The 24,178-nt window shown below is 72.0% G+C and carries 22 protein-coding genes and 1 pseudogene; 15 read left to right on the top strand and 8 right to left on the bottom strand.

What is annotated here, in order from left to right:
• Positions 1-19: 19 nt before the first annotated feature.
• Positions 20-904 carry a LysR family transcriptional regulator gene (locus OG562_RS38990; protein WP_266406416.1) on the bottom strand — a complete coding sequence of 295 codons (885 nt, stop codon included), beginning with the start codon at positions 902-904 and terminating at the stop codon, positions 20-22.
• Positions 905-1,035: 131 nt separating this feature from the next.
• On the opposite strand from OG562_RS38990, the gene OG562_RS38995 reads away from it, so the two are divergent.
• The 6 genes from OG562_RS38995 (at position 1,036) to OG562_RS39020 (ending at position 7,494) form a co-directional block, all read left to right on the top strand.
• Positions 1,036-1,707 carry a succinate dehydrogenase gene (locus OG562_RS38995; protein WP_266409766.1) on the top strand — a complete coding sequence of 224 codons (672 nt, stop codon included), beginning with the start codon at positions 1,036-1,038 and terminating at the stop codon, positions 1,705-1,707.
• A gap of 1 nt (position 1,708) precedes the next feature.
• A complete protein-coding gene (locus OG562_RS39000) occupies positions 1,709-3,658 on the top strand; it encodes a fumarate reductase/succinate dehydrogenase flavoprotein subunit (RefSeq protein ID WP_266406417.1) in 1,950 nt (649 codons plus the stop codon).
• Positions 3,655-4,404 carry a succinate dehydrogenase/fumarate reductase iron-sulfur subunit gene (locus OG562_RS39005; RefSeq protein WP_266406418.1) on the top strand — a complete coding sequence of 250 codons (750 nt, stop codon included), beginning with the start codon at positions 3,655-3,657 and terminating at the stop codon, positions 4,402-4,404. Before OG562_RS39000 ends, OG562_RS39005 begins: the two co-directional genes overlap by 4 nt.
• Before the next feature lie 233 nt (positions 4,405-4,637).
• Positions 4,638-5,411: a GNAT family N-acetyltransferase gene (locus OG562_RS39010; protein ID WP_266406419.1), complete on the top strand. Its 774-nt coding sequence runs from the start codon at positions 4,638-4,640 to the stop codon at positions 5,409-5,411.
• On the top strand, positions 5,411-6,409 hold the full coding sequence (locus OG562_RS39015) for a 1-acyl-sn-glycerol-3-phosphate acyltransferase (protein ID WP_266406420.1): 999 nt from the start codon (positions 5,411-5,413) through the stop codon (positions 6,407-6,409). The genes OG562_RS39010 and OG562_RS39015 overlap by 1 nt, the downstream gene beginning before the upstream one ends.
• Positions 6,410-6,420: 11 nt before the next feature.
• Entirely contained in the window at positions 6,421-7,494 is a 1,074-nt protein-coding gene (locus OG562_RS39020; RefSeq protein WP_266406421.1) for an NAD-dependent epimerase/dehydratase family protein, read from the top strand.
• On the opposite strand, the gene OG562_RS39025 is transcribed toward OG562_RS39020, so the two are convergent.
• Genes OG562_RS39025 through rpmF form a run of 3 tightly spaced genes read right to left on the bottom strand, consistent with a single transcriptional unit; the run spans position 7,446 to position 9,871 of the window.
• A complete protein-coding gene (locus OG562_RS39025) occupies positions 7,446-8,465 on the bottom strand; it encodes an LLM class flavin-dependent oxidoreductase (protein ID WP_266406422.1) in 1,020 nt (339 codons plus the stop codon). The two genes, OG562_RS39020 and OG562_RS39025, sit on opposite strands and share 49 nt — an antisense overlap.
• A gap of 54 nt (positions 8,466-8,519) precedes the next feature.
• A complete protein-coding gene (locus OG562_RS39030; protein ID WP_266406423.1) occupies positions 8,520-9,689 on the bottom strand; it encodes a GTP-binding protein in 1,170 nt (389 codons plus the stop codon).
• An 11-nt stretch (positions 9,690-9,700) separates the two neighbouring features.
• Positions 9,701-9,871, bottom strand: coding sequence for a 50S ribosomal protein L32 (gene rpmF / locus OG562_RS39035; protein ID WP_266406425.1), 171 nt, complete (start codon positions 9,869-9,871; stop codon positions 9,701-9,703).
• A gap of 113 nt (positions 9,872-9,984) precedes the next feature.
• On the opposite strand from rpmF, the gene OG562_RS39040 reads away from it, so the two are divergent.
• Positions 9,985-10,476 (top strand): hypothetical protein, encoded by a 492-nt coding sequence (locus OG562_RS39040; RefSeq protein ID WP_266406427.1) that lies wholly within the window; start codon positions 9,985-9,987, stop codon positions 10,474-10,476.
• Between the two features lie 31 nt (positions 10,477-10,507).
• Here OG562_RS39040 and OG562_RS39045 read toward each other — a convergent pair whose 3' ends face one another.
• Entirely contained in the window at positions 10,508-10,723 is a 216-nt protein-coding gene (locus OG562_RS39045) for a dodecin (RefSeq protein ID WP_266406428.1), read from the bottom strand.
• 228 nt (positions 10,724-10,951) lie between these two features.
• Between OG562_RS39045 and OG562_RS39050 the strand changes: the two genes are divergently transcribed.
• From OG562_RS39050 to OG562_RS39060, 3 genes are all read left to right on the top strand, one after another.
• Positions 10,952-12,424, top strand: a complete 1,473-nt coding sequence (locus tag OG562_RS39050) for a sugar transferase (RefSeq protein ID WP_323187607.1) — start codon at positions 10,952-10,954, stop codon at positions 12,422-12,424.
• A gap of 61 nt (positions 12,425-12,485) precedes the next feature.
• A complete protein-coding gene (locus OG562_RS39055; RefSeq protein ID WP_266406430.1) occupies positions 12,486-13,079 on the top strand; it encodes a DapH/DapD/GlmU-related protein in 594 nt (197 codons plus the stop codon).
• Positions 13,076-14,206 carry a glycosyltransferase gene (locus tag OG562_RS39060; RefSeq protein ID WP_266406433.1) on the top strand — a complete coding sequence of 377 codons (1,131 nt, stop codon included), beginning with the start codon at positions 13,076-13,078 and terminating at the stop codon, positions 14,204-14,206. Before OG562_RS39055 ends, OG562_RS39060 begins: the two co-directional genes overlap by 4 nt.
• 81 nt (positions 14,207-14,287) lie before the next feature.
• On the opposite strand, the gene OG562_RS39065 is transcribed toward OG562_RS39060, so the two are convergent.
• Positions 14,288-15,487: a glycosyltransferase family 4 protein gene (locus tag OG562_RS39065; RefSeq protein ID WP_266406435.1), complete on the bottom strand. Its 1,200-nt coding sequence runs from the start codon at positions 15,485-15,487 to the stop codon at positions 14,288-14,290.
• 29 nt (positions 15,488-15,516) lie between these two features.
• A complete protein-coding gene (locus OG562_RS39070) occupies positions 15,517-16,497 on the bottom strand; it encodes an NAD-dependent epimerase/dehydratase family protein (protein ID WP_266406437.1) in 981 nt (326 codons plus the stop codon).
• 219 nt (positions 16,498-16,716) lie between these two features.
• Here OG562_RS39070 and OG562_RS39075 point away from each other — a divergent pair, with 219 nt between their 5' ends.
• From OG562_RS39075 to OG562_RS39095, 5 genes and pseudogenes are all read left to right on the top strand, one after another.
• Positions 16,717-18,210, top strand: coding sequence for a hypothetical protein (locus OG562_RS39075; protein ID WP_266406441.1), 1,494 nt, complete (start codon positions 16,717-16,719; stop codon positions 18,208-18,210).
• Positions 18,207-19,790: a hypothetical protein gene (locus OG562_RS39080; RefSeq protein WP_266406444.1), complete on the top strand. Its 1,584-nt coding sequence runs from the start codon at positions 18,207-18,209 to the stop codon at positions 19,788-19,790. The genes OG562_RS39075 and OG562_RS39080 overlap by 4 nt, the downstream gene beginning before the upstream one ends.
• Complete coding sequence (locus OG562_RS39085) at positions 19,787-21,340, top strand: lipopolysaccharide biosynthesis protein (protein WP_266406448.1); 1,554 nt, start codon at positions 19,787-19,789, stop codon at positions 21,338-21,340. Before OG562_RS39080 ends, OG562_RS39085 begins: the two co-directional genes overlap by 4 nt.
• A gap of 145 nt (positions 21,341-21,485) precedes the next feature.
• On the top strand, positions 21,486-23,021 hold the full coding sequence (locus tag OG562_RS39090; protein ID WP_266406452.1) for a fibronectin type III domain-containing protein: 1,536 nt from the start codon (positions 21,486-21,488) through the stop codon (positions 23,019-23,021).
• A pseudogene (locus OG562_RS39095) lies at positions 23,018-23,443 on the top strand (adenylyltransferase/cytidyltransferase family protein); the annotation flags it as partial. The gene OG562_RS39090 and the pseudogene OG562_RS39095, both read left to right, overlap by 4 nt.
• A gap of 12 nt (positions 23,444-23,455) precedes the next feature.
• On the opposite strand, the gene OG562_RS39100 reads toward OG562_RS39095, so the two are convergent.
• The gene (locus OG562_RS39100; RefSeq protein WP_266406455.1) at positions 23,456-24,157 is read right to left on the bottom strand and encodes a CDP-alcohol phosphatidyltransferase family protein; all 702 of its coding nucleotides are present in this window, start codon (positions 24,155-24,157) and stop codon (positions 23,456-23,458) included.
• Positions 24,158-24,178: the final 21 nt, after the last annotated feature.

A 24,178-nucleotide genomic window follows, 5' to 3' on the forward strand; every position in this document is an offset into this window, starting at 1 on the left:
GGGGGAGGCGTGCCGGGGTTCATCTCTCCAGCAACATCCGCTGCAACTCCCGCGCCGCCCGCGGCGGCGCCACGTCACTGCGGTGGGCGAGGGCGATGGTGCGGTGCAGGCCGGGCCGGGCGAGCGGGGTGACCCGAAGGCCGCGGCCCGACCGGGTCGCCACCATCCGGGGCACCACCGCCACGCCCAACCCCGCCCGCACGAACCCCAGCACCGCGTCCATCTCCCCGCCCTCCACCGCGAAGTCCGGCTCGAACCCCTCTGCCCGGCAAGCAGCCACGGTCAGTTCCCGCAGGTCGTAGCCGTGTCGGAACATCACCAGGCGTTCGCCCTCCAGGTCGGCGACATGGACGCTGCGCCGCCCGTGCCCCGGCCTGGAGGCCTCCGGGGAGGACACCACGACGAGGTCCTCCCGCAGCAGCTCCACCGTGGTCAGCGCGGGCGACGGGCTGGGCAGCGGCAGCACGACCAGGGCGAGGTCCAGCGCGCCGCGGGCCAGCCCCCGGACGAGGTCGTGCGAGCCGCCCTCCTCGATCAGCAGCCGGATGCCCGGATAGCGGTCGTGGAAGGCGCGCAGCACGTCCGGCAGCAGACCGGTGCACAGACTCGGCGTCGCCCCCAGCCGCACCCGCCCGCTGCGCAGCTGCACCAGCTCCTGCACCTCGTACCGTGCCGTCTCGGTGTCCGCCAGGATCCGGCGGGCCAGCGGCAGCAGCGCCTCGCCCGCGTCGGTGAGCGTGATGTTGCCGCGCGCCCGCAGGAACAGATCCGCCCCCAGCTCCCGCTCCAGCGCCCTGATCTGCTGCGACAGCGACGGCTGCGCCACATGCACGAGCTCGGCGGCCCGGGTGAAGTGCCGCGTCTCGGCGACCGCCACGAAGTACTGGAGCTGCTGGAACTGCATTCCGTCAGCATACGTCGACGATAGGCATCGCCTATGGAATCCAGGCGGACCATGTCTTGGACCGATGAGGTGTCCCGGCCCTAGCGTCTGGAGACATGGCTCTGGCAACGCGGACGGACCGACGGCCGTCGATGGCGCGCACGGTGTGGGACTCCTCCGTCGGCAAGAAGACGGTGATGGCCGTCAGCGGCGTGATCATGCTGCTGTACCTGGTCGCGCACGTCATCGGGAATCTCAAGATCTTCTTCGGCCCGGCGGAGTTCAACCACTACGCGCACTGGCTGCGCACCGTCGGCGAACCGTTCATGCACTACGAGTGGACGCTCTGGCTGATCCGCGTGGTGCTGGTGGCGGCCGTGGTCGCCCACGCCACGTCCGCCTACCAGCTCAGCCGCCGCGACCTCAAGGCCCGGCCCACCCGGTACGTGCACAGGAAGGCGCGGACGAGCTACGCCACGCGCACCATGCGCTGGGGCGGGATCGTCCTCGCCCTGTTCATCGTCTGGCACATCCTCGACCTGACGACCGGCACCGTGCATCCGGGCGGCTTCCAGGAGGGCCACCCGTACCAGAACGTCGTGGACACCTTCTCCACCTGGTACGGCAACGTCATCTACATCGTCGCGATGCTCGCCGTCGGCCTGCACGTCCGGCACGGCTTCTGGAGCGCCGCCCAGACCCTCGGCGTCGGCAGCCGCACCCGCGACCGCGCCCTGAAGACCGTCGCGAACGTCCTCGCGCTGCTGCTCACGGCCGGCTTCATCGCCGTACCCGTGGGCGTCATGACCGGAGTGGTGAGCTGACATGAGTACCTACGCGGACTACCGGACCGGCACGCCGGCCGTCGACGACAAGGCCCCGTCCGGACCGATCGCCGAGCGCTGGGACAAGCGCCGCTTCGAGGCCAGGCTGGTCAACCCCGCCAACCGGCGCAAGCACACGGTGATCGTCGTGGGCACCGGACTGGCCGGCGGCTCGGCCGGCGCCACCCTCGCCGAACAGGGCTACCACGTCGTCCAGTTCTGCTACCAGGACTCCCCGCGCCGCGCCCACTCCATCGCCGCGCAGGGCGGCATCAACGCGGCGAAGAACTACCGCAACGACGGCGACTCCGTCCACCGCCTCTTCTACGACACCGTCAAGGGCGGCGACTTCCGGGCGCGCGAGTCCAACGTCCACCGCCTCGCGCAGATCTCCGTCGAGATCATCGACCAGTGCGTGGCCCAGGGCGTGCCCTTCGCCCGCGAGTACGGCGGTCTGCTCGACACCCGCTCCTTCGGCGGCGTCCAGGTCTCCCGCACCTTCTACGCCCGCGGCCAGACGGGCCAGCAGCTGCTGCTCGGCGCCTACCAGGCCCTGTCCCGGCAGATCGCCGCCGGGAACGTGGAGATGCACCCGCGCACCGAGATGCTCGACCTGGTCGTCGTCGACGGGCGGGCCCGGGGCATCGTGGCCCGGGACCTGATCACCGGCCGCGTCGACACCTACTTCGCCGACGCCGTCGTACTCGCCAGCGGCGGTTACGGAAACGTCTTCTACCTGTCGACCAACGCCATGAACTCCAACGCCACCGCCGTCTGGCGGGCGCACCGGCGCGGCGCCCACTTCGCCAACCCCTGCTTCACCCAGATCCACCCCACCTGCATCCCGCGCACCGGCGACCACCAGTCCAAGCTGACGCTGATGAGCGAGTCGCTGCGCAACGACGGCCGGATCTGGGTGCCGAAGGCCAAGGGCGACGACCGGCCGCCGAACCGGATCCCCGAGGACGAGCGCGACTACTACCTGGAGCGCATCTACCCCTCCTTCGGCAACCTGGTCCCGCGCGACATCGCCTCCCGCGCCGCGAAGAACGTCTGCGACGAGGGCCGGGGAGTCGGTCCCGGCGGACAGGGCGTCTACCTGGACTTCGCCGACGCCGTCGCCCGCATGGGCCGCAAGGCCGTCGAGGAGAAGTACGGCAACCTCTTCGACATGTACGCCCGGATCACCGCCGAGGACCCGTACACGGTCCCCATGCGGATCTACCCCGCCGTGCACTACACGATGGGCGGGCTCTGGGTCGACTACGACCTCCAGACCACCGTCCCCGGCCTGTTCGCGATCGGCGAGGCCAACTTCTCCGACCACGGCGCGAACCGGCTCGGCGCGTCCGCCCTCATGCAAGGGCTCGCCGACGGCTACTTCGTCCTCCCGGCGACCATCAACGACTACCTCGCCCGCCACCCGCACCAGGCCGCGGTGAACGACGAACACCCCGTCGTGCAGGAGGTGTTGGCGGAGACCCAGGACCGGCTCAACCTGCTCCTGTCCGTCGACGGCGACCGCACCCCCGACTCCTTCCACCGTGAACTCGGCGAACTGATGTGGGAGTTCTGCGGCATGGCCCGCACCGACGCCGGGCTGCGCAAGGCCCTCGAACGCATCCCGCAGATCCGCGAGGAGTTCTGGCGGCGCATCAAGGTCCCCGGTACCGGCGAGGAGTTCAACCAGTCGCTGGAGAAGGCCAACCGCGTCGTCGACTACCTCGAACTGGCCGAGCTGATGTGCCTCGACGCGCTGCACCGCGCCGAGTCCTGCGGCGGCCACTTCCGCGAGGAGTCCCAGACGCCCGACGGCGAAGCCGCCCGCCGGGACGAGGAGTTCGCGTACGCGGCCGCCTGGGAGTTCACCGGGACCGGCGAGGCCCCCGTCCTGCACAAGGAAGACCTGGTCTTCGAGTACGTCCACCCCACCCAGCGGAGCTACGCATGAAGCTCACCCTGCGCGTCTGGCGGCAGCGCCACGCCGACGCCGACGGCGCCATGTCCACGTACGAGGTGGACGGCATCTCGCCCGACATGTCCTTCCTGGAGATGCTCGACACCCTCAACGAGGAACTCATCCTGCGCGGCGACGACCCGGTCGCCTTCGACCACGACTGCCGCGAGGGCATCTGCGGCGCGTGCTCCCTCGTCATCAACGGCGACGCGCACGGACCGGAGCGCACCACCACCTGCCAGCTGCACATGCGGTCCTTCGCGGACGGCGACACCATCGACGTCGAGCCGTGGCGGGCCGCCGCCTTCCCCGTCGTCAAGGACCTGGTGGTCGACCGCGGGGCCTTCGACCGGATCATCCAGGCCGGCGGCTACATCACCGCCCCCACCGGCGCGGCCCCCGACGCCCACGCCACGCCCGTGCCGAAACCCGACGCCGACCTCGCCTTCGAGCACGCCGAGTGCATCGGCTGCGGAGCGTGCGTGGCCGCCTGCCCCAACGGCGCGGCGATGCTGTTCACCTCCGCCAAGATCAACCACCTCAACGTGCTGCCGCAGGGCGCACCCGAGCGGGAGACGCGGGTGCTGGACATGGTGGAGCAGATGGACGCGGAGGGCTTCGGCGGCTGCACCCTCGCCGGGGAGTGCGCGACCGCCTGCCCCAAGGGCATTCCGCTGGTCTCCATCACCGGCATGAACAAGGAGTGGCTGCGGGCCACGCGCAGGGCGGCGAAGCGGTAGGGCGCTTCAGCGGCGGTAGGCCGCTTCAGTGAACGTTCGCCGAAGAGTGCGGACGGGCGGGACCGGGAGTGGTGCTCATCCCCGGTCCCGTCTGCTTTTCGGTCCGCCGGTTCTCGCCGTTCAGCAACCCCACATCCCCTCTCCTGGCATAGGTCACGTACACGCCAACCGCCGTCGGAAGAACAGACCCGGCGGCACCGCTCGCCGCCCCCGGCCCGTGACCAGGAGAAGCCATGAGTGGCGTATCGACCCTCGACCGTCCCCAGCAGAACGTGGCCCCCGTCCGCTACACCGTCACCCTGGCCCGCGACGAGGACGACGTACGGGCCGCGCAGCGGCTGCGGCACGACGTGTTCGCCGGGGAGATGGGCGCCCTGCTGGCCACCCCCCGGCCCGGCCTCGACGTCGACCCCTTCGACGCGTACTGCGACCACCTGCTGGTGCGCGACACGCAGACCGGGCAGGTCGTGGGCACCTACCGGCTGCTGCCGCCGGAGCGCGCCGCGGTCGCCGGACGCCTCTACTCGGAGGGCGAGTTCGACCTGACCGCGCTCGACGCCATCCGGCCCGGCATGGTCGAGGTCGGCCGCTCCTGCGTGCACCCCGACCACCGCGACGGCGCCGTCATCGGCCTCATCTGGGCCGGGATCGCCCGCTACATGGTGGACCGCGGCCACGAGTGGCTGGCCGGCTGCTGCTCGATCCCGCTCGCCGACGGAGGCGTCCTCGCCGCCGGCGCCTGGGACCGGGTGCGCGAGAAGCACCTGGCGCCCGAGGAGTACCGGGTCCGCCCGCTGCTGCCCTGGATCCCGCAGACGCCCGCCCCGGCCGACCGCACCGAACTGCCCGCCCTGCTGCGCGGCTACGTCCGCCTCGGCGCCTGGGTCTGCGGGGAGCCCGCGCACGACCCGGACTTCGGGGTCGCCGACCTGTACGTGCTGCTGTCGATGCGCCGGGTGAACTCGCGCTACCTGCGGCACTTCCTCTCCCTCGTCCCCACCGCCTGATGAGCGTCTGGCTGCCCGGCGCACCCTGCACCCCGCGGGCGTGCGTGGAGACGACGCGCACCGCCACGGCCGCACCGCTGGCCGTGCTGCGGATCGTCGCGGTCGTCGCGCTGGTCCTGGTCGGGGTGGTGCTGGCGCCGTGGGGCGGCCGGATCCCGGCCGCCGCGACCCGACGGTGGAGCCGGGCGGTCGTCCAGTCCGCCGGCGTCCGGGTCCGGGTGAGCGGCGCGACCGCCCCCGCCGCCGGCGGGCTGCTGCTGGTGGCGAACCACATCTCCTGGCTGGACATCCCGCTGCTCGCCGCCGTCCGCCCGGCCCGGATGCTCGCCAAGTCCGAGATCCGGGGGTGGCCGGTGGCGGGCGCGCTGGCCGCGCGGGGCGGCGTCCTGTTCATCGACCGGGACCGGCTGCGCGCCCTGCCCGGGACGGTCGCCCGGATCGCCGAGGCGCTGCGCACCGGGCAGGCCGTCGCGGTGTTCCCCGAGGGCAGCACCTGGTGCGGCCGCGCCCAGGGACGCTTCCGGCGGGCGGTGTTCCAGGCCGCGCTGGACGCGAAGGTCCCCGTCCAGCCCGTACGCATCCGCTACCGGGCCGACGGCGGAGCGCCCAGCACCACGCCCGCCTACGTCGGCGACGACTCCCTGCTCGCCTCGCTGTGGCGGGTGGCGTCGGCGCGAGGCCTGGTCGCGGAGGTCGAGATACTGCCCGCCCTCGCTCCATCCGCGTACGCCGACCGCAGGGCGCTCGCGGCCGCTGCGGGGGAGCGGGTGTCGGGCGGGGCGCACGGGTGGTGGGACCCTGCCCCGGGCGTCCCGCGGGACGCCGTCGTGCCCGATCGGGCGGGCGACCGCCCCGACTCGCGCGGCCGCCGTCTCGGCCCGCGCGGACAGCGGTCGCCGCGCGGTGGCGCCGGCGGTCTACGGGCGCCCGGATTCCAGCTGAAGAAGGGGGTGTTGGACGGCCGTCGGGATGGGATCATGGCGCGACCCGACGTCTGAGGAGAGCGTGCGTGAGCGGAAGTCCGGCCGGAAGAACGGTCCTGGTGACGGGCGGCAGCGGCTTCGTGGCCGCCCATCTGGTACGGCAGCTCCTGGAACGCGGCTACCAGGTCCGCACCACCGTGCGCAGCACGGCGAACGCGGCGAAGGTAGAGCCCCTGCGCGCACTGCAGCACGCCCACCCCGGCCGCCTCGACCTCTTCGAGGCGGACCTGCTCACGGACGGCTCCTTCGACGAGGCGACGAAGGGCTGCACGGTCGTCTTCCACGTGGCCTCGCCGTTCCTGATGCCGGAGAAGATCAAGGACGGGCGCCGGGACGTCGTGGAACCGGCGTTGAAGGGCACGCTCAACGTCATCGCGGCCGTCGACCGCACGGAGACCGTCGAGCGCCTCGTCCTCACCTCCACCGTGGGCGCGATCTTCGGCGACTACGTCGACGTACGGGACATGGACGACCAGACCCTGTCGGAGAAGTACTTCAACACCACGAGCACGGTGGAGAACAACCCGTACCACTACGCCAAGACCGTTGCGGAGAAGGCGGCCTGGGAGGCCGAGGCGGCCCAGACTCGCTGGCGGCTGGTCTGCGTCAACCCCGGCCTGATCCTGGGCCCTTCCCTCACCCCGGCCTCGGACTCCGGCAGCCTGTTCCTCCTGGACGAGCTGTTCAAGGGCTACTTCTTCTACGGCGCCCCGGACTTCAGCTTCACCACGGCCGACGTACGGGACGTGGCGGCGGCCCACATCGCGGCGGCGGAACGCCCCGAGGCGCACGGCCGTTACATCGTCGCCGCGCGGGAGATGACCTCCTTCCACCAGATGGCGAAGGCCCTCCTCAAACACCACCCGAAGAACCTGCGCCTACCCCGAACGGCTCTGCCGCACTGGCCGGTTCGCATCCTGGGCCCCGCCTTCGGCCTCTCCCAGGACTACATCCGCAACCACCTGGGCATCCGCTTCCCCGTGGACAACCGCCGCAGCACCGAGGAACTGGGCCTCGCCTACCGCCCCATCGAGGAGACCCTGCTGGACCACTACCGTTCCTGGCGGGAGTCGGCCACGATCCCGGCCAGCCGCCGGTAGGAGTCCAGCAGCGCCGTACGGTCGTACGTGCTGGTGGTGACCAGGACCTCCTGCGCCCCCGTCTCCTTCAGCACCGACTCCAGTTCGTGGGCGACCTGTTCCTCGGTGCCCGCGAGCTGGCCGGTCAGACCGGACTCGTAGAGGCCGCGCTCCTTCGCCGTCATCGCACGGTCCTCGACCTCGTCGGCGGGCGGCAGCGGCGGGAAGACGCCGTGGGTGCGCGCGTACGCCATCGACCAGGCCTCGGGAACCAGCAGCCGGCGCGCCGCCTCGGGAGTGCCGGCCACCGCGACCGTGCCCGAGATCACGACGTACGGCTCCGACGCCCAGAGGGAGGGCCGGAAAGCGGCGCGGTAGCGGTCGACGCCGCGCCGCAGCTTCTCGCGGTCGCGCAGGTCCCCGATGACCATCGGCAGGCCCGCGCGGGCGGCGATCTCCGCGCCTTCGCCCATGGCCAGCACGAACGGCGGCACGGTGAGCCCCTCCGAGGGCCGCGCCCGCACGCCTGTCGGGGACCCGCCCCGGAACCAGCCCAGCAGTTCCTGAAGCTGCCCCGCGAAGTCGTCCGCGTCGGCGGCGTCCTTGCCGCGGCCCAGCGCCCGGCGCACCCCGTCGGTGAACCCCACCGAGCGGCCCAGCCCCATGTCGATCCGGCCGGGGAAGAGGGACTCCAGCACCCCGAACTGCTCGGCGACGACGAGGGACCGGTGGTTGGGCAGCATCACCCCGCCGGTGCCGACCCGGATCGTGTGCGTCGCCCCGGCCACGGCGGCGGCCAGCACGGTCGGCGCGGATCCGGCGACCCCGGGCACGCCGTGGTGTTCGGACACCCAGAACCGGTGGAAGCCGAGCCGCTCCGCCTCCTGCGCCAGCCGCACGGTGTCCCGCAGCGCCTCCGCGCCGGTATGGCCCTCCCGGGTGCGGGACCGGTCGAGGACGGAGAAGCGGGCCGAGGCGATCACGGAGCTCATACAGGGTTCAACACCGCACGGCCCCCAGGATTCCTCACCCCTCGTTCCTCACGGTCACGGTCGCGGCGCGTGCGCGCCCTCGAGCTCGCAGGCGTCGTCGAGGCCGTGGGCCTCCCAGGCGGGGAACGGGTCGTACGTCGGCGCGGCCTCGCCGTCGGCGGACAGACAGCCGTAGAGGGCGGTGCACAGGGCGTCCGCGTCCAGATCCGTGCCGATGAACACCAGCTCCTGCGCGTGGGGCGCGTCGGCGTCGCGGGCGGCGGACGGTTCGAAGCGGGCCACGGAGCCGGCCTGCGACCACAGTCCCGTCACCCCGGGGCGGGTGGCGAGCGTGAAGAACCCCTTGGAGCGCAGGACGCGTCCGTACGCCCCGCTGTCGAGCCGCTCGGTGACGAACTCCCACAGCCGTCCGGGATGGAAGGGCCGCGTGGAGCGGAACACCGTCGAGGAGATGCCGTACTCCTCGGTCTCCGGGACGTGGTCGCCGTTGAGCTCCCGCACCCAGCCCGGGGCCTGTTGGGCCCGTTCCAGGTCGAACCGTCCGGTGCCCAGCACCTCGCGGAGGTCCACCTTCCCGTGCACGCTCGGCACGATCCGGGCGAGCGGGTTGAGCCGGGCGAGCGTCGCCCGCAGCGCGTCCGCGTCCTGCGCGTCGACCAGATCCAGCTTGTTGAGGACGATGACGTCCGCGAACTCCACCTGGTCCACGAGCAGATCGCTGACGGTCCGCTCGTCGTCCTCGAACGGGGCGAGCCCGCGTTCGGCGAGCTCGTCGCCCCGGTCCAGCTCCGGCAGGAAGTTCGCCGCGTCCACGACCGTGACCATGGTGTCCAGCCGGGCCACGTCCACCAGGGCGGCCCCGTCGTCGCGGACGAAGGCGAAGGTGGCCGCCACCGGCAGCGGCTCCGAGATTCCGCTCGACTCGATGAGCAGATGGTCGAAACGGCCCTCGCGGGCCAGCTGTTCGACCTCTTCCAGCAGATCGTCGCGCAGGGTGCAGCAGATGCACCCGTTGGTCATCTCGACGAGCCGCTCCTCGGTCCGCGACAGCGCCGCCTCGCCGTCGCGGACCAGGGCCGCGTCGATGTTGACCTCGCTCATGTCGTTGACGATGACCGCGACCCGCAGACCGTCCCGGCCCGCCAGGACATGGTTGAGCAGCGTGGTCTTGCCGGCTCCGAGGAACCCGGACAGGACGGTGACGGGCAGTCGTTCGTACGGCATCCCGGTCGTCCTCAGTCCTCGGGGCGCAGCAGGCCGCGCTCGTACGCCCTGACCAGGTGCCGGGGCACGAGGCGGCGGACCCCGTCGACCGTCACCGGTACGAGCTGCGGGGCGGCGGCCTTCCACTGGGCGCGGCGGTGACGGGTGTTGCTGCGGGACGTCTTCCGCTTGGGCACGGCCATGGCGGATCCTCCTCGGTGCGCTGGGGAGTGGGCACCGAGACGCTATATGAAAATGGATCCCATTAGCAATTGGTGGCGACGGGCGCCGGCCGGGCGTGGCTAGGGTGGGTGGCGTGACCGACAGCAGCGGACGGCCGATCGCCGTGTTCGACCTGGACAACACTCTCGCCGACACGGCCCACCGCCAGCGTTTCCTGGAGCGCCGGCCGCGCGACTGGGACGCGTTCTTCGCCGCCGCGCCGCACGACCCGCCGATCCCGCAGGGCGTTGCGCTGGCGCTGGAGCACGCCGAGGAGTGCGACGTCGTCTACCTCACCGGCCGGCCCGAGCGCTGCCGGCGCGACACCCTGGCCTGGCTCGCCGCGCAGGGGCTGCCGGACGGCAGGGTGCACATGCGGCGCAACGACGACCGCAGGCCCGCCCGCCGCACCAAGCTGGAGATCCTGCGCCGGCTCGCCCGGGACCGGGAGGTGCGGGTGCTGGTGGACGACGACACGCTGGTGTGCGACGACGCCGAACGGGCGGGATTCTCCGTCGTCAGGGCGCGCTGGACGGCGACTTCGGAGGCGCTGAAGGAGGCGCAGGGGCGCGAGGGCCGTACGTAGGAGGGCTTCGGGGGGGTCCGAAGGGGTGACGTCAGCTCGACTCGTCCAGACGGAAGCCGAGCTTCAGGCCCACCTGCCAGTGCGCGACGTCGCCGTTCTCGATCTGGCCCCGCACCTGGGTCACCTCGAACCAGTCCAGGTTGCGCAGGGTCTGCGAGGCGCGGCTGACGCCGTTGCGGATGGCCTGGTCGACGCCGTCCGGCGAGGTGCCGACGATCTCCGTGACCCGGTAGGTGTGGTTCGACATCGGGGTGCTCCTCTCGGCCGTGACGGCGTCGTCACGTGTGGCACGCGTCCTTCCACCGTGCCCCAAGCCGGGCCGGAGCGCGAGGTGTGCCAGCCACGCAGGGCGAGGCGAAAAGTCCGATTTCTGTACCCGTCCGATGATATAAGGATCACGTTAGTGGCGTGGCTGTGCACATCGGTGGTCTCGAAGCCGCGCCCGTGATCCTCGATTGGGGGTTTGAAGGAGACCATGCGGCGGTTCAGAATCGCGATGTCCCGACAGGCGCCTGTTTCCATGGCGCGCCACCCCATCCACCGTCAGGACAAGGGGGCGCGCTGGTATCGCCCCCTCTCGGTCTGTGTGGACCTCCTCGCCGCGGCCCTGCCGGTCGCGGCGGCGATCGTGGAGGTCCACGAGCCCCACCCGCTGCGTCTGGCGGCCACCGCAGCCCTGCTGTGGCCGCTGATCGGGGTGGTGAGCAGGCGGTACACGCCGATGGCCTGGGGCGACGGAGGCGGTCTCAGGGCGGTGATACGGGACTGGCTGGTCCTGGTCGGCGCCCTGGCGACGCTCCGTGTGGTCTGCGGGCTGAACAGCGTGCCCGCCGAGGCGTTCACGGCGCTGATCCCCGCGCTGGTGCTCACCGGCGTCTGCCAGAAGGTGATTCACCGTCACCTCCTGGCCGCCCGCCGCGACGCCCGCGCCCTGCGCCATGTGCTGGTCGTCGGCGAGGCTCCGGTGATCGACGCCGTGGTCGCGCAGCTCGCCCAGCGCACCGACCACGAGTATGTGATCGTCGGATCCTGCCCGGTGGGCGAGGGCGAGGTGGGCTCCGGGCTGCCGGAGTCCGTGCGGCTGCCCTACGAGGAGCCCGAGACGCCCGACGCGGACGCCACGGCCGTCCTGCGGGCGGCCGACGAACTCGGCGCCGATCTCGTCTTCGTGGCGGCGGGCCGCCATCTGTCCGGCGAGCGACTGCGTCGGCTGTCCTGGTCGCTGCACGACAGGGGCCGCTCGCTCATGGTCCTGCCCGGCATCACCGACGTCGCCCGACGGCGGGTGCGGCTGACCTCGGCGGCCGGGCTCACCCTGCTGGACATCGCGCCTCCGATGCACCGCGGCAGGCACGCACGGGTGAAGTCGGTCGTGGACCGGACGGGCGCCCTGGCGCTGATCCTCGCGCTCTCGCCGTTGTTGCTGCTGCCGGCGCTGGCCGTCCGGCTCGGCTCGCCCGGTCCGGTCCTCTACCGCCAGACCCGGGTCGGCCTGAACGCGCAGCCGTTCCCCATGTGGAAGTTCCGCACGATGGTGGTCGACGCGGACCGGCTCAAGAGCAGGCTGGAGACGGAGAACGAGAACGACGGACACATGTTCAAGATGCGCCGCGACCCCCGGGTCACCCCCGTGGGGCGCTTCCTGCGGCGCTACTCGCTGGACGAGCTGCCCCAGTTGTTCAACATCCTCTTCGGCCACATGTCCTTGGTCGGCCCGCGCCCCCCGCTGCCCGAGGAGGTCGCCAAGTACAACGACGTCGAGATGCGCCGGCTCCACGTCAAACCGGGCCTGACCGGGCTGTGGCAGGTGAGCGGACGGTCGGACCTGTCCTGGCGCGAGACGGTCGCGCTCGACCTGCGCTACGTCGACAACTGGTCGCTGTCCGGGGACATGAACGTCGTGGCCCGCACCCTCCGCGCGGTGCTGGACGGCCGCGGCGCCTACTGAGTACGGGTGCGGCCCCGCTCTCCGGGGCCGCATCCTCCATCCTTTCCGGAAGGACACCGTCATGACACAGACCGCAGTCGTACAGCGGTCGCTGCGCGGCTTCACCGGCGCCGGATACGACAAGGGGCGGCCCGTGTGGGTCCAGGCCGCCTGGTTCGCCGCCCTCCATCTGCTCTTCGTCAAGTGGTGGTTCCCGGCCCGCTGGCGGCCGGCCCTGTTGCGCGCCTTCGGCGCCCGCGTCGGGCAGCGGGTGCTGATCCGGCGCGGGGTGCGGATCCACTGGCCGTGGAAGCTGGACGTCGGCGACGACGTCTGGATCGGCGAGGACGCCTGGATCCTCAACCTCGAACCGGTCACCGTCGGCGACGACGTCTGCGTCTCCCAGAACGCGCTGCTGTGCACCGGCAGCCATCGCCGCCGCAGCGTCACGTTCGAGTTCGACAACGGCCCCATCCGGCTGGCGCCGGGCAGTTGGGTCGCCGCCCGCGCGACCGTGCTGCGGGGCGTCACCGTCGGCCGGGGCGCGGTGGTGGGCGCCGGCGCCGTCGCCCACCAGGACCTCGCACCGGGCTCGGTCCTGACGACGGGCGGCGCCTCGGCCGCACCACCCGCGTCCTTCGCACCCTCCGCGTCCTTGAAGGGAGCCACGGCATGAGGCTCGTCCATGTGGTCACGCTGGTCAGCGACGACGGGGCCTTCGGCGGGCCGACGAGCGTGGCTCTGGCCCAGCTCGAGGAGTGCGCCGCACGCGGTCACGACGTGACGCTGGTGTCGCTGTGGCGGGGCAGGGCACGGGCGGCGCGACGCATCGGCGCCGTGCCCTTCGTCTCCCGCCGGGCGTGGCGGCTGGTCCCGGGCCGGGGGTGTCTGGGACTCATGCATCCCCTGCTGCTGTGGGACCTGTGGCGGGCCATGGGGCGCGCCGACGTGGTCCATCTGCACGCGGGACGCGACCTCGTCTCCCTTGCCGGGCTCGCCGTGGCCCGGCTGCGGCGGGTGGACTTCGTCACCCAGACGCACGGCATGGTCGAGCCCCGCACCGGGGCCGTCGCGCGCGCCTTCGACCGGCTGTTCGTGCCGTTGCTGCGCCGGGCGCGCCGCTGCCTGGTGCTCACCGAGCGGGAGCGGCGCGCGCTGGGCGAGGTGCTGGGCCCGGACGGGCCGCCGCTGGTGTCCCTGCCCAACGGGCTGCGCACCGCCGAGGAGGGCGCGGGGACGCGGCCGCGCAGCGGGCACGAGGTGATCTTCCTGGCCCGGCTGCACCCCCGTAAGCGCCCCGAGGCGTTCGTCGAGATGGCCGCGCTGGTGCACAAGGAGTGCGACGAGGCGCGGTTCACGCTCTACGGAGCGGACGAGGGATCCCTGTCGGAGGTGCACCGGCTCGTCGCGGACCGCGGGCTGAGCGACGTCGTCTCCTACGGCGGGGCGCTGGAGCACTCGGCGGCGCTGGAGGCCTACCGCAGGGCGGCCGTGTACGTGCTGCCGAGCGTGCACGAGCCGTTCCCGATGACGGTCCTGGAGGCCCTGGCCGAGGGAACGCCGGTCGTGTGCACGGACAGCAGCGGCATCTCCGCGGAACTGGCCCGCAGACAGGCCGCGTTGGTCACCGACGGCAGTCCGGAGGCGCTGGCGGACGCGGTGGGCCGACTGCTCGTCGACGAGGCGCTGCGCCGCAGTCTGGCCGAGGCCGGCCGCCGTGCGATCGACGAGGTCTTCTCCATCCGGGCGGTCGTGGACCAGCTGGAGGACGACGTCTACCGGGTTCGCCCGGGACAAGGCTGACCCGGGCGAGACGGCAGCTGCCGGTCGCCTCGGGCCCGCCGTCGCATTCGACGGCGGGCCCGAGGCGACCGGCAGCGCTGTTCAGTGGGCCGGGGAGCGGCTCACCGAGCGGAGGATGTCCTCGAAGCGGGAGGCGCAGTCCTCCAGGGCGAACTCCCGCTCGGCCAGGGCGCGGCTCTCCTTGCCCAGCGACTCGGCGCGCGCCGGGTCGGCCAGGACCTCCTCGACCCAGGCCGAGGCCTTCTCGAGCGAGGACTCCTGCGGCGGGAAGACCGCCGACCCCGCCTGACGCAGCAGCTGCGCGGCCAGGTTGTCGGCGGGCATCAGACCGAGGACGGGGCGCCCGGCGCACAGATACGACAGCGTCTTGGACGGGACCGAGAACTCGCCCGCGTCCGCGGCCAGCAGCACGACGAGGAGGTCGCCCGCGCCCAGCACCTCGGGCAGCCGCTCGTAGGGCTGGAAGGGCAGCAGCGTCAGCTCGACGCCGCGGGCGGCCGCGGCCTCCCTCAGGACGGGCACGGCCGGTCCGTCGTTGACGACGACGAGCCGCACCGGAGCGCCCCGCTCACGCAGTCGCTCCGCCAACTGCACCAGCAGCACCGGGTGATGCTTGAGGCCCAGCGTGCCGGAGTACAGCACCGTGCGCACGCCGTCGAGGCCCTGCTCGGCCGACCAGGCGTTGGCCCGGTCCACCGGGACGATCTCGTCCAGCGGCGCCCAGTTGGGGATGACGGTGACCTTGCCTGCCGTGCCCCACTGCCGGTGGATGCGCACGAAGGACTCGGCGATCACCACGATGGCCGAGGCCCGGCGCGCCGACCACTTCTCGCCCGCCCCGAAGACCTTGGCGGCGACGCCCATCGCCTTGGCGACGTCGGCGGCGGCGAAGCTCTTCAGCGCGACGGCGGTCACGTCCTGGTGCCACAGCACCCAGGGGATGCGCAGCCGCCGCAGCGCGGCCGCCGCCACGACCAGGGTGGGAATGGGCATGTTGGACAGCATCGCCACGTCGGGCTTCTCGCGCCGTACCTGCCGGGCCAGTTCGAGGCCCAGCAGCGTCTCCTGGCGAAGCCGGTGGAAGTAGGCCTCCTTCTTCAGTGCCGTGCCGTCCCCGATGGTGACGAACCGCAGGCCGGGGGCGTCCCCGGCGAGGTTGCCCTTGCCGGAGACGTAGGCCGTGCACGTCGAGTGGACGACATCGTGACCGCGGCGGGCCAGTTCCCGGCTCAACTGGGCCTGGAACGGGTGGCCGCTGTAGTCGTGGACCAGGATCCTCATCGGCTCTCCCTGTCCTGTTCGCTCGGACGTCACTGCTGGGAGCGCTTGACCTGGTCGTACACCCAGGCGTAGGTCTTCTCCAGACCGTCGGCGAGGGTCACCGAGGGCTCCCAGCCGTGGATCTCGCGGATCAGCGTGTTGTCGGAGTTGCGGCCGCGCACCCCCTGCGGGGCGTCGAGGCGGTGTCTGCGCTCGCAGCGGACGCCGGCGATCTCCTCGACGAGGTCGACGAGCTGATTGATCGTCACCAGCTCCGAGGAGCCCAGGTTGACCGGTACGCCGCTGTCCCCGCGCATGATCATCTGGCTGCCGTGCAGACAGTCGTCGATGTACATGAAGGACCGGCTCTGCAGACCGTCGCCCCAGATCTCGATGTGGTGGTCACCGGAGAGGACCGCCTGGGCGACCTTGCGGCAGACCGCCGCCGGCGCCTTCTCCCGGCCGCCGTTCCAGGTGCCGTCCGGGCCGTACACGTTGTGGTAGCGGGCGACGCGGGTGACGAACCCGTGGTCCTCGGCGTAGTGGCGGCACATGCGCTCGGAGAAGAGCTTCTCCCAGCCGTAGCCGTCCTCCGGCTGCGCCGGGTAGGCGTCCTCCTCCTTGAGTGCGGTGAGGTCGGGGTCGGTCTGCTTGCCGGCGGCGTACACGCAGGCGGAGGAGGAGTAGAAGTAGCGCTCCACACCGGCCTCGTGCGCCGCCTGCAGCATGTGGGTGCTGGTGAGCACCGACATCATGCAGGCGGCCTTGTTGTTCTCGATGAAGCCCATGCCCCCCATGTCGGCGGCGAGCATGTACACCTGCCGGGCGCCCTGGACGCCGGCGCGGGCGTGCTCCAGGAGCGACAGGTCGGCGACGGTGTTCTCGGCGTCCTGGTGGACCTGGTACCACTCGTGGCGGGGCTTGACGTCGATCGAGCGGACGGTCAGCCCCTGGGCCAGAAGGTCGCCCACGAGATGACCACCGATGAATCCCCCGCCTCCGGCGACGACGACGTCGACCTGCTTGCTCATGGCAACTCCTCTGGGAATCCGGAGATCTGATGTGCGGTCAGTGCGACCGATGCCCATAAGCAATACACATTTGTCATGATTTGGGGTAAATGGCACGCCGCCCCGATCTTGCATGTCACCCGATGATTCGTGCGCGCCTGGGACGATTCGAGAGATATGAGCGCTATATATCTTTCAGTGATGTTTCAGCCTAAATACTCGCTCGGCAGAGAGGTCGGGATGCAGGACGCTCGCGTCCGCAGCGCGGCTGCGGTCTTCGTCTGGGCCGTGGTGCTGACCGTCCTGCTGCCGGGGCTGATCCTCCAGTCGCACGGCGTGCAGCTGTCGGCCGCACTCGCTCTGCAGACCGTCGTCGTGGCGCACACGGGCGGTGCGCTCGCCCGGGTGCTCACCGCGCCCACGGTGCGCTTCGTCGCCCTCGGCTTCTGGGTCTTCGCCTATATCTGGCTCGGGCTCGCGCCCGTCGCCATGCTCGCCGCGGACGCCTACCCGTGGCCCTACCGGCCCGGAGAGGGGACCGCTCTCGAAGCGGTGGCCGTCATCGAACTCGGGCTGCTCGCCTACAGCGTCGGAACGGCCTTCGCCGCCCGCCGGGAGCAGACCCGCGCCGCCCGCGTCGGCCTCGCCCCGCCCGGGTTCCTGGAACGACTGCTCTCCCGCCGGATCGCGCCCTGGCGCCTGCTGGCGCTCTGCGTGCTCTCCGTCGGCCTCTCGGTGCTGGTCATCTCCGGCCAACCCGGCCGCCTGGGCGCGTACTTCACCAGCCGTCAGGCCATCAGCGAGGCCGGCGCCCTGAACCAGGGGCAGGACGCCTTCGTGCAGTCCCTGCGCAGCTGGTCGCTGTCGGTGCCCGCGTTCTGGGCGCTGCTCGGCCTGCTGCGCGTGCCGCGGCTGCCGGGCGGCGACCGGTGGCTGCGCGGTGCGCGCTGGCTGCTGCTGCCGGTGCTCATCGCCCTGAACGTGGTCGTCAACAACCCCATCAGCAAGCCGCGGTTCTGGGCCGGCATGGTCCTGCTGACCCTGCTGTTCACCGTGGACCGGCTGTGCCGGCCCCGCGTCTTCCGCCTCGCCGCGGCCGGCGTCCTTGCGACGCTGCTGCTCGTCTTCCCCTACAGCGACTACTTCCGCTACAGCGACCGGGAAGGCGTCGCCGTCGTCTCCCTCGCCGAGCAGTTCACCGCCAACGGCGACTACGACGCCTTCCAGCAGGTGCAGACCGGCCTCGACTACGCGCGGGACAACGGGTTCTCCCCCGAGGGAGTGCTCGGCCCCCCGCTGTTCATGGTCCCGCGCTCGATGTGGCCGGAGAAGCCCGAGGACACCGGCATCACTCTGGCCCGGTACGCGGGTTACGAGTTCCACAACCTCTCGGCGCCCCTGTGGATCGAGAGCTACCTGTGGGCCGGCCCCTTCGCCGTGGTCGTCGTGTTCGGTCTGTTCGGCGCGGCCGGACGGCGGGTGGACGACGTACGCCACCGGCTGCGCGGCCGGCCGGGCACCCTCGCGGCGCTGCTGGTCCCGGCCTTCGCCTTCTACCAGATGGTCTTCCTGCGCGGCAGCCTGCTCGGCATCGTGGGCCCGCTCGCGCTCCTGGTGACCGTCCCGCTGCTCATCAGCACCCCCACCGCCCGGGCATCCCGCATGCCCGCAACGGCGATGCCGACCGCACCCACCCGTCACGCATCGATCCCCGGAACAGGAGGGCACCCGTGACCGGCCCCATCCCATTCGACGACCGGTACGACGAGCCGGACCAACTACGCGACCAACTGCGGCGCATCCTGCGCCACCGCGTCCTGATCGCGCTGGGAATCCTCCTGGGAGCACTCGGCGGGCTCGCCGTGTCCGCGCAGCGCGCCCACACCTACAGCTCCACCAGCGAGGTCCTGGTCCGCTCCACCACCGACCCGTTCGGCACGGTCGGCGTCGCCGCCGACAACCAGGTCAGCATGACCACGGAGCAGCAGATCGCCACCAGCGCGGCCGTCGCCCTGCGCGCGGCGCGCATCCTGGGCCGCCCCGACACCCAGGCCGGTTCGCTCGGAGCCCGGCTGCGGGTCACCAACCCGATGAAGTCCCAGGTCCTGCGCTTCGAGTACAGCGCCCGTCAGCCCCAGGCGGCGGCCCGCGGCGCCAACGCGTTCGCCGAGGCCTATCTCGCCGACCGCAAGATGCGCAACGACGCCACGGTGCAGCGCGCCACCCGCGCGCTGGACCAGCAGATCGCCGTGCTCAACCAGGTCCTGGCCCGGGGCCAGCTGGACTCCACGGGCGCGCGGACCGCGTCGCAGAGCCAGCTCTACAACCTGCAGAAGCGCGTCCTGGACATCAAGTCCCGGGACACCGACGGCGGCGACGTCGTGCGCCGGTCCGTGGCCCCCGCCCTTCCGGTGGGACCCGGCCTGCGGACCCTGCTCGTCCTCGGGCTGCTGTGCGGGCTCCTCCTCGGCCTCGTGCTGGCGTGGGTGCGCTCCGCCCTGGACAACAGGGTCCGCTCGGTCGGCGAGGTGCAGGCCTCCCTGCACGCCCCGGTGCTCGGCGTCCTGCCCCCCGACGACCGCTCGGGCGACGGTCTGCTGAAGGTCGGCCGCACCGACGGCGCCCGCACGGAGGCCTACCGGGCGCTGGCCTTCCGGCTGCGCCAGGTCGGCAGCGCCGCCGGCCCCGGACGCGTCCTCGTGGTGGCCCCCCGGCGCGCCGGCGCCGCCGAGGAGGTCGCCGCCAACCTGGCCGCCGCCCTGGCCGAGGGGGGACGCGACGTCCTGCTGGTGGACGCCGCCCCCGACACCTCCGGCCTGGCCGCCCGGCTGCCGCTGATGCCCTACGAGGCCCCCACCCTGGAGGAGGCGTTCCTGCCCGCCGGGAGCGTCCTCGTCGACGTCGACGTCAACGGACGCTTCGCCTTCTCCTCCAGCGGCGCCTTCGGCTCGCACAGCGGAGCGGCCGTCTCCGAGCAGGTCGACCGGGCGCTGTTCGACGCCGACTCCTCCACCGTCGTCGTCACCCGGCCCTTCCTCGCGCACGCCGACGTCCTGGCGGTCGCCCAGCGCGTCGACGGCATCGTCGTGGTCGCCGGCCTCAACAGCACCCGGCGGGACGACCTCAGGGAGGTCCAGGAGCTGATCGCCTGCTCCGGCGGCCGTCTGCTCGGGGCCGTGCTCGACACCGGGCGCCCCCGTCGCCGTCCGCGCGTCCTGCGCCGCAGCCCGAAGTACGGTCCCGCGTCGCGCGTCGACACGTCGGCCATGGAGCTTCCCGTCCAGGACGGGGCGCTCACGGCCTCGCGCCGATGACCGCCCCCGACACGACCGCTCGCCCCCGCGGCGCGGCCACCGCCTCGCGCGGGGTGGCCGCGGCCGCGCGGGGCGGGTGGTGGGGGATGGCGGGCTCCGCCGCCAACGCGGTCTTCGCCTTCCTCCTCGTCGGCCTGGTCACCCGCGCCGTCGGGGCGAGCGGGGCGGGAGCGATCTTCACGGGCGTCGCCCTGTTCACCATCCTCAGCAACACCTGCAAGCTCGGCGCGGACACCGGCCTGCTGCGCTTCGTCCCGCGCGACCTCGCCGTGGACGACGGCCGCTCGGTGGGCGCGCTGCTGCGCATGGCCGTCCTGCCGGCGGCCGTGGCCGGCACCGCGGCCGCCGCGCCCCTGCTGCTGTGCCCCACGGTGGCCACCACGCTCCTGCCCCATCTGCCGCCCGGGGACGCCGTCGTCCTCATCCGGCTCTTCGGGCTCTTCCTGCCCGCCGCGACCGTGGGCCTGGTCCTGCTCGGAGCCACCCGGGGATACGGCACGGTGGTGCCGTTCGTCGGAGTGGAGCAGATCGGCAAACCGGTGCTGCGCGTGCTGATCGCGATCCCCGTGGTCTTCTACGCCCCCGGGCTCCTCGGCCTGGCCTCCGCCTGGCTGCTGCCCGCGCTGGCCGGCCCCGCGGCCGCCTGGATCGCCCTGCGCCGGTGCCGCGCGGGCCACGGCGCGGATCACCGCGCCGCGCGCCCCGCGGGCGAGGCGTCCGTGACCTGGCGGACGTTCTGGGGTTTCGCCGCACCCCGCGCGATCTCCTCCGTCTTCGACATCAGCGCGGTCTGGGTCGGCGTCATCCTGCTGTCGGCGCTGGCCACCGGCGACGAGGCGGGCGTCTACACCGCCATCGGCCGGGTCGTCACCGCGGGCACCCTCATCCAGCTCGCCGTCCGGCTCGCCGTCACCCCGGAGATCAGCCGGCTGCTCGCCCTGGACGAGGTCCCCGAGGCGCATGAGCTGCACCGCGTTTCGACCTGCTGGATCGTGCTCTTCTCCTGGCCGCTGTTCGCCCTCGTCGCCGCCTTCCCGCGGACCGTGCTGTCCGTCTTCGGACCGGAGTTCGTGCACGGGGCGCCCGCCCTGGTGGTGCTGTGCGCCGCCTCGATGGTCAACGTGGCGGTCGGCAACGCCCAGACCGTGCTCCTGATGGCCGGCAAGAGTTCCTGGCATCTGGCCGTCACCGCCGTGGCGTTCACGGTGCAGCTGACCGTCGGCGTGCTCGCCGTGCCGGTCTGGGGCGTGTTCGGCGCCGCCGTGTCCTGGGGCGCGGCCATCGTCGTGGAGAACCTCGCGGCGGCCCTGCTCATCCGGCTGCGCCTGGGCTTCAAGACCGTGGACGACGGCTACACGAACGCCTTCGGCGTCGGACTGGTCGTCTCGGTGGTGCTGGCGGCCACCCGCGTACTGGAAGGTGACACTCCGTCAGGACTCGCCGTGGGAATGGCTTTGGGAATGTGTGTATTTGGTACTACTTTGTGGAGATATCGGAAGTCGCTGGGAGTGAACGAGCTGGTCGGAGTGCTGCGCCGCCGCGCCGCATGAACCCGGACACGGTCATACGTCCGGACCGCCGACCCGGTCGGCGTCACCCCCCGCGTACCACTCACACCACTGCTACCCGGGGTTTCCATTGCACCTGAGAAAGCTCCGTAAGAAGGTGCTCACACGGGCTGCCGTCATCGCCCTCGTGAGCACCACCGCCCTTCTCGACGCCTCCCTCGCCGCGGCCGCCGACGGCACACCGGGGACCCTCAGCGCCGACCCGCTGGCCACCTGGCAGACGGACGGCATCGTCTGGTCGCTGGCCTCGGCGAACGGAGTGGTCTACGTCGGAGGCACCTTCGACTCGGTCCGCCCGCCCGGCGCCGCGCCCGGCCAACGGCAGGTGGCGCGCCACAACCTCGCCGCGTTCGACGCCGTGACCGGCAACCTGCTTCCCTGCGCCCCGTCGGTGACCGGCTTCGGCCGCACGGTGCGGGCCATGAAAGCCTCGCCCGACGGCCGTGTGCTGTACGTCGGGGGTTCCTTCAACCACGTCGGATCCACCACCGTGTCCAGCGTGTTCGCCCTGAACACCGCCGACTGCTCGGTGCGCAAGAACTTCCTGCCGGGCATGTCCGCCACCGTCCGGGCCATCGACACCACGGACAACGCGGTGTACCTCGGAGGCGACTTCGACCGGGTCAACGGCCTGGTCAGACAACGGGTCGCCGCCGTCGCCCCGACCGGCGCCCTGCTGCCGTTCACCGCGCGGATCGACCGCTCGGTGCGCGCCCTGTCGGCGGCGCCCCAGAGCGGCAGGATCTTCGTCGGAGGCGACTTCGAGAGCGTCAACGGTCAGCCGGCCCGTTCGCTCGTCGCCCTGCACCCCGCCACCGGCGCCACCGTGCTCGCCTACCCCGACTGGTTCCCGCCCCAGTCGTCGGTCAAGACGATCGCCCGCGACAAGTCCCGCTTCTACGTGGGCGCCGAGGGCCACGGTCCGGGCATCTACGACGGGCGCATCGCGGGCCTGCTCGCCAACGGCACCATGGTGTGGAACGACACCTGCCGCGGCGCCACCCAGTCCGTCGTGCCCTACAAGGGCGTCCTCTACAGCGCCTCGCACGCACACGACTGCAACGAGACGCCCGGCGGATTCCCCGACCGGGGAGACCGCCAGCACCTGCTGGCCCAGTCGCTCGACGACCGCACCATCCTGCACTGGTTCCCCGACAGCAACGGCGGGCTGGGGGAGCAGGTGGGTCCCCGCGCCCTGGCGGTGGCCCGGGACATCCTGTGGGTGGGCGGTGAGTTCACCGAGATCAACGAGCGGCCGCAGCAGGGCATCACCCGTTTCGGCAGCGTCGACACCGGGGCGCCGAAGGTGCCCGCGCTCAAGCTGTCCGCGACCGAGCCCGGCAAGGTCACCCTCGGCTGGCGGGCCACCTGGGACCGGGACGACGCAGCACTGACGTACCGCGTCTATCGGGACGGGAAGGTCGTGTCGCGGCAGACGAAACGATCCACCTACTGGGATCTGCCGGACATGACCTACACCGACTCCGTGGGCGCCGGTACGCGCCACACCTACAGCATCGAGGTGACGGACGGGACGAACACCTCGCCCAAGTCCCGCTCCCTCACCGTGACCGTGCCCCCGAAGGCCACGGCGCGAGCAGCGGGCGACGACGTGACCGGACGCCCGAAGGTCACCAAGGGAGAGGCGGGTAACCCGCAGTGACACGCATCGGATTCGCACCCGGGGTCTACGACCTGTTCCACATCGGGCATCTCAACATCCTGCGCGAGGCCCGCCGGCACTGCGACAAGCTCGTCGCCGGAGTGACCGCCGACGACCTGGCCAAGCGGCTGAAGGGCAAGTCGCCGGTCGTCCCGCTCGCCGAGCGCCTCGACATCGTCCGCAGCGTGCGCTACGTCGACGCGGCCGTCGTGGAGACCGAGGTCGACAAGCTCAAGACCTGGCAGCGGGTCGGCTTCCACGTCGTCTTCAAGGGCGACGACTGGCGCGGGACGCCCAAGTGGGAGACGCTCGAACGCCGCTTCGCCCAGGTCGGCGTCAAGGTCGTCTACTTCCCGTACACCATGCACACCTCCAGCACGCTGCTGCGCGGCGCCCTGGAGCTGCTCTCCGTGAACGAGCCGTCGGGGCTCCCCTCAGCTCAGCTCGCGGAACCACTTCACCAGGAAGGCGGCCATGAACAGCGTATGGGCTGCCAGCAGCGCGCAGTAGACCGAGAGGAACACGTCCTGGCTCCCCAGGAATAGGAAGCTGATGCAGGTCAGTCCGTAGTCGACCGGCAGCAACAGCACGGACCGCAGCGCCGGGGGCGACCCGGCCGGAGTCCCGGCGGCGGTCCGCCACCTGAGCTTCTCCGTGAGGATCCCGGCGAAGAAGGTCACCACGGCCACCAGCTCGAAGAGCATCGGCACCAGCAGGAAGGCCGGGCCGGGCAGGGAGAAGTGACGGTAGAACGACACCAGCACCACCAGGTGGAGGGCGACGATCTTGACGCAGTCCAGCACATGGTCGAGCCACTCGCCTGACGGGCTGCCCGAACGCTGCCCCCGCGCCAGCTGACCGTCCGCCGCGTCGAGGGCGAACCCCATGGTGAGGGCGGCGCCGATGCAGACCGACATCGTCGGCCCGGGCGGCAGCAGGGCCACGGCCGCCAGCGCCGGGAAGGTGAACAGGGCGCCGAGGACGGTCAGCTGATTCGGCGTCGCCCCCACCCGATAGGCCAGCGCGGCCAGGACACGGCCGGCCGGGCGGTTGACGAACAGGGTGTAGAGCGACGCCCCCTTCGCGGGCTTCTGGGCCGCCGACAGATGCCTGAGCGCCTCGGCAAACTCGGTCACTTTCCTCCTTTTTTGGAAAAA

This window comes from Streptomyces sp. NBC_01275, assembly GCF_026340655.1.
Classification (GTDB): Bacteria; Actinomycetota; Actinomycetes; order Streptomycetales; family Streptomycetaceae; genus Streptomyces.